Source organism: Billgrantia desiderata (assembly GCF_900108215.1).
GTDB classification, from domain to species: domain Bacteria; phylum Pseudomonadota; class Gammaproteobacteria; order Pseudomonadales; family Halomonadaceae; genus Halomonas; species Halomonas desiderata.
In genome coordinates this window covers 1-4753 of sequence record NZ_FNVC01000048.1, presented here as the reverse complement: position 1 = coordinate 4753, position 4753 = coordinate 1, and the positions used below count along the sequence as shown (strand labels likewise).

At 65.2% G+C, this 4753-nt stretch carries 5 protein-coding genes; 4 read left to right on the top strand and 1 reads right to left on the bottom strand.

All coding sequences use genetic code 11. The features are described from left to right. From C4S71_RS22175 to mtgA, 3 genes are all read left to right on the top strand, one after another. Positions 1–1007 (top strand): S-(hydroxymethyl)glutathione dehydrogenase/class III alcohol dehydrogenase (locus tag C4S71_RS22175; protein ID WP_103970583.1); only part of this gene is annotated, 1007 nt, incomplete at its 5' end. A gap of 204 nt (positions 1008–1211) precedes the next feature. Then, entirely contained in the window at positions 1212–2066 is an 855-nt protein-coding gene (fghA, locus tag C4S71_RS22170) for an S-formylglutathione hydrolase (RefSeq protein WP_086511895.1), read from the top strand. A gap of 24 nt (positions 2067–2090) precedes the next feature. Continuing rightward, a complete protein-coding gene (gene mtgA, locus C4S71_RS22165) occupies positions 2091–2804 on the top strand; it encodes a monofunctional biosynthetic peptidoglycan transglycosylase (RefSeq protein WP_086511894.1) in 714 nt (237 codons plus the stop codon). 31 nt (positions 2805–2835) lie between these two features. Here mtgA and C4S71_RS22160 read toward each other — a convergent pair whose 3' ends face one another. Further along, on the bottom strand, positions 2836–3750 hold the full coding sequence (locus C4S71_RS22160; protein WP_086511893.1) for a DMT family transporter: 915 nt from the start codon (positions 3748–3750) through the stop codon (positions 2836–2838). A 212-nt stretch (positions 3751–3962) separates the two neighbouring features. Here C4S71_RS22160 and C4S71_RS22155 point away from each other — a divergent pair, with 212 nt between their 5' ends. Next, complete coding sequence (locus C4S71_RS22155; protein WP_086511892.1) at positions 3963–4352, top strand: DUF4168 domain-containing protein; 390 nt, start codon at positions 3963–3965, stop codon at positions 4350–4352. Positions 4353–4753: the final 401 nt, after the last annotated feature.

Sequence of the window (4753 nt, the reverse complement as noted above, 5' to 3'; positions counted from 1 at the left end):
AGGCCACCAGCGTGTGCCACACCGACGCCTTCACCCTCTCCGGCGCCGACCCCGAAGGGCTGTTCCCCTCGGTGCTGGGTCATGAGGGCGCCGGCATCGTCGAGGCAGTGGGCGAAGGGGTGACCAGCCTCAAGCCCGGCGATCACGTCATTCCGCTGTATACCGCCGAGTGCGGCAAGTGCAAGTTCTGCCGCTCGGGCAAGACCAACCTGTGTCAGGCGGTGCGCGCCACCCAGGGCCAGGGGCTGATGCCCGACGGCACCTCGCGCTTCTCGCTCGACGGCAAGATGCTGCACCACTACATGGGCTGCTCGACCTTCAGCGAGTACACCGTGCTGCCCGAGGTCTCCCTGGCGGTGGTCTCCAAGGAAGCGCCGCTGGACAAGATCTGCCTGCTCGGCTGCGGCGTGACCACCGGCATCGGCGCGGTGCTCAACACCGCCAAGGTGGAGCCGGGCTCCACCGTCGCCGTGTTCGGCCTCGGTGCCATCGGCCTGGCGGTGATCCAGGGCGCGCAGATGGCCAAGGCCAGCCGCATCATCGCCATCGACGTCAACCCGGACAAGTTCGACCTGGCGCGCCAGTTCGGCGCCACCGACTTCGTCAATCCCAAGGAGCATTCCGATCCGATCCAGCAGGTGATCGTCGACATGACCGACGGCGGGGTCGACTACTCCTTCGAGTGCATCGGCAACGTCAACGTGATGCGCTCGGCGCTGGAGTGCTGCCACAAGGGCTGGGGCGAATCGGTGATCATCGGCGTGGCCGGGGCCGGCGAGGAGATCTCGACGCGGCCGTTCCAACTGGTCACCGGGCGGGTGTGGCGTGGCTCGGCGTTCGGCGGGGTGAAGGGACGCAGCGAGCTGCCCGGCTACGTGCAGCGCTACATGGATGGCGAGATCAAGATCGACGAGTTCATCACCCACGACATGCCGTTCGAGCAGATCAACGAGGCGTTCGAGCTGCTGCATGCGGGCAAGAGCATTCGTACCGTGCTTCACTTTTAATAGGCGCCCGGTGCCGCGCCGAGCGAGTCATAGGCGCCCGGTGCCGCGCCGAACGGGTCATAGGCGCCCGGTGTCGCGCCGAACGGGTCATAGGCACCCGGCGCCTCGCGATATGAGGCGTGACAGCGGCTGCACACAGGGAGCTGCCTACAACTTGCCGTTCCGGTCGCTATCCTTGGGTAGCGACCGTAAGGAGACCGAACGATGACCATGACCGAGAATCTCGAGCCGATCTCGAGCAACAAGAGCTTCGGCGGCTGGCACAAGCGCTACCGGCATCGCTCGCGGGCGCTGGATTGTGAGATGGAGTTCGCCATCTATCTGCCGCCGCAGGCCGAGACCGAGCGGGTGCCGGTTCTGTGGTGGCTGTCGGGACTGACCTGCACGGACGAGAACTTCATGCAGAAGGCGGGCGCCCATCGCGTGGCAGCCGAGCTGGGTATCGCCATCATCTGCCCCGACACCAGCCCTCGCGGTACCGATCTGCCGGGGGAGCACGACAGCTACGACTTCGGCTCGGGGGCGGGCTTCTACGTCAACGCCACGCAGGAGCCGTGGAAGAAGCACTATCGAATGTACGACTACGTGGCCGAAGAGCTGCCCTCGGTGGTGCGCCAGCATTTTCCGCTCAATGGCCGGGAGGCGATCAGCGGGCACTCCATGGGCGGGCACGGTGCGCTGATCCTCGCCCTGCGCCGGCCCGGCCACTATCGTTCGGTGTCGGCCTTCTCTCCTATCGTCAATCCAACCCAGTGCCCCTGGGGGCGCAAGGCGTTCCGCGGTTACCTGGGCGACGATCCCGGTGAGTGGACCCAGTACGATGCCTGCGAGCTGGTGGCCAAGGGCGCCTCGACGCAGCACCTGTTCATCGATCAGGGCGAAGCGGACCAGTTCCTCGAAGAGCAGCTCAAGCCCGAGCGGCTCGAGGCCGTGTGCGAAGAGCACGATCACCCCCTGACGCTGCGCCGTCAGCCGGGGTATGATCACAGCTACTTCTTCATTGCCAGCTTCATCGAGGAGCACCTGCGTTATCATGCGGAGCATCTCTCCAAGCGCTGACTCTCTTCCCGAACAGGGCACTGCATGATCGGTGTCCTGCTACGCCGCGTTCTGCGCTGGGCGGCCCTTGCCGGGGCCGCCTTTGTCATCTTGTCGATCCTGGCGGTCATGCTGCTGCGCCATGTACCCGTATACGGCTCCATGGTAATGCTGGAGCGCAAGGTGCAGTCCTGGATGGCCGGGGAGACACTGACCATTCAGCATCACTGGCGGCCCTGGGACGAGCTGTCCCACCATGCCAAGCTGGCGGTGATCGCCGCCGAGGACCAGCGCTTTGCGACCCATCGCGGCTTCGACGTCGACGAGATGCGTCGCGCCTGGGAAGCGAGCCGCAACGGCGGTCGTCTGCGCGGTGCCAGTACCATCAGCCAGCAGACGGCCAAGAACCTGTTCCTGTGGACGGGGCGCAGTTGGGTGCGCAAGGGCCTGGAGGCCTGGTTCACCGTGCTGATCGAAGCCCTGTGGCCCAAGCAGCGCATTCTCGAGGTCTACCTCAACATTGCCGAGTGGGATAACGGCGTGTTCGGCCTGGAGGCAGCCGGGCAGCACTATTTCGGCGTCTCGGCCGATCGCATCAATGAAGTGCAGGCGAGTCGTCTAGCGGCGATCCTGCCCAATCCGAGGGCCTGGGATGCTGCCCGGCCCGGCCCTCACGTGGAGCGTCGCAGCCAGTGGATTCGTCAGCAGATGCGCAACCTTGGCGGGCCGCGCTATCTCGAACAGCTGGCATCCAACTGAGGCTGCGCTCCCGCTGTCGCCGCTCCACCCGCTATCGCCGCCCCTGCCCACGAGCGGCCAGCACGACGCCGACGATGGTCACGGCCATGCCTGCCAGTGCCGTCAGCGGCAGGCGTTCGTCGAACAGCCACCAGGCCTGCAGGGCCGTGACAGGGGGCACCAGGTAGAACAGGCTGGCCACGCGCGAGGCTTCGCCGCGCCGGATGAGCGCCATCAGCAGCAGAATGGCGGCAATCGACAGTACCAGCACCAGCCAGCCCAGGGTCAGCACGAAGGTGAGCGTCCATTCGACATGCCGCTCCTCCAGCAGCAGGGCGCCGAGGCCGAGCAGGGCGCCGGAGGAGAGGTACTGCACCACCGTGCCCGAGAGCAGCGGCATGCCGGTGCAGAAGCGCTTCTGATAAAGGGTGCCCAGGGTAATACCGGTCAGGGCGACGAGCACGCAGGCCAGCGCGCCGAGACCGAAGCCCTGGAACAGCGCGGCGCCCGGGTCGAGCTTGCTGCCCAGTACCAGCGTGATGCCGAGCAGGCCCAGCGCCAGCCCCAGCCACTGGGTGGCGGCGATTCGCTCGCCCAGCATCGGCCCGGCCAGGGTCGCGGTGAGCAGCGGCTGCAGGCCGACCAGCAAGGCCGTGAGCCCTGCCGGCATGCCCAGGTAGATGCCGTAAAAGACGCCGCCCAGATAGGCGCCGTGCACCAGCAGCCCCGAGACGGCGATATGCCCCTTGAGCCGCCAGCCTGCGGGCCAGGCGCTGCCCATCAGCTTGACCAGCGGGATCAGCAGGGCCAGGGTCAGCACGAAGCGAATGAACAGGAAGGTGAAGGGCTCGGCATGGGGCAGGCCGAACTTGGCGCCGATGAAGCCGGTACTCCACAGGGCGACGAAGAGAATCGGCATGCTGGCCAGCAACGCGGCATCTAAGCGTGAAGTGGCGGTGCTTGGCATCGCAGGAGCGTCCTTGATGTACGGTCGTGAAGCTGTCGACGATACTTGGTTGCCGCTGGTGACGAAAGCTAGCAGGTTAACTTTTTCCACACGGTTTCAGGCCGCGCAGTGAAAAGACCAAAAAATTACATTTCGTAACGTTAAAAACTGAACTCCGAGCGCTCCCGCTCGTCAGACTCCCTACATTCACAGCAACACCCTTGGAGGTATTCATGCAACGGATGACTGCACTGTTCTCGGCCGCCCTGCTCACTGCCGGGCTGATGACCGTACAGGCACACGCTCAGCAAGATCCCGCCCAGGACCCGGCCGCACAGCCGCAAGCGCAGGCACCCGCTCAGGACTTCTCCGACGATCAGCTTCAGCAGTTTGCCGATGCCTCCCAGGAAATCGCTGTGATTTCGCAGGAGTACACCGAGCGTCTGCATGCGGCCGAGGACGAGCAGGCCCAGCAGGAAGTGCGCATGGAAGCCAACGACCGCATGGTCGAGGTGGTCGAGGAGAACGGCCTCGACGTGGATACCTTCAATGCCATCGGCCATGCCATCCAGCAGGATCCGGAGCTGATGCAGCGCGTGCAGCAGATGGCCGAGCAGTCGTAAACGACGCCGCCAGCCAAGCTGACCGGGAAAGGCCGCCTCGAGCGGCCTTTCTTGGTGCGCCAGGCATGGCGCGCAGCGCCCGACGGGCGCTGTTTCCGAGGGTGGTGCCTCGGAATGACTTGGGGGTGAAAGTCCCCTACGGACCCTGATAGCGGGAACCGTTAGCCGAACAGCAAGGGTGTCCGTCGCGAGACGGAATCTGAAGGAAGTTGGAGGCAAACTCCCGGCCCGACGAACAGAAATCGCATACGAGGCTGTCGCCACCTGGGCGAGAGGGCCAAGAAACTCGAAGCCCAATAGCTATCCGGAAGGGGCGGCAGTAGATGCGGCGGGTGTATGGGAGGAAGGTCGCGCGTCTTACCCTGGGAGGTCTGATGGTCTGCCACAGTGCTACCGGCGTC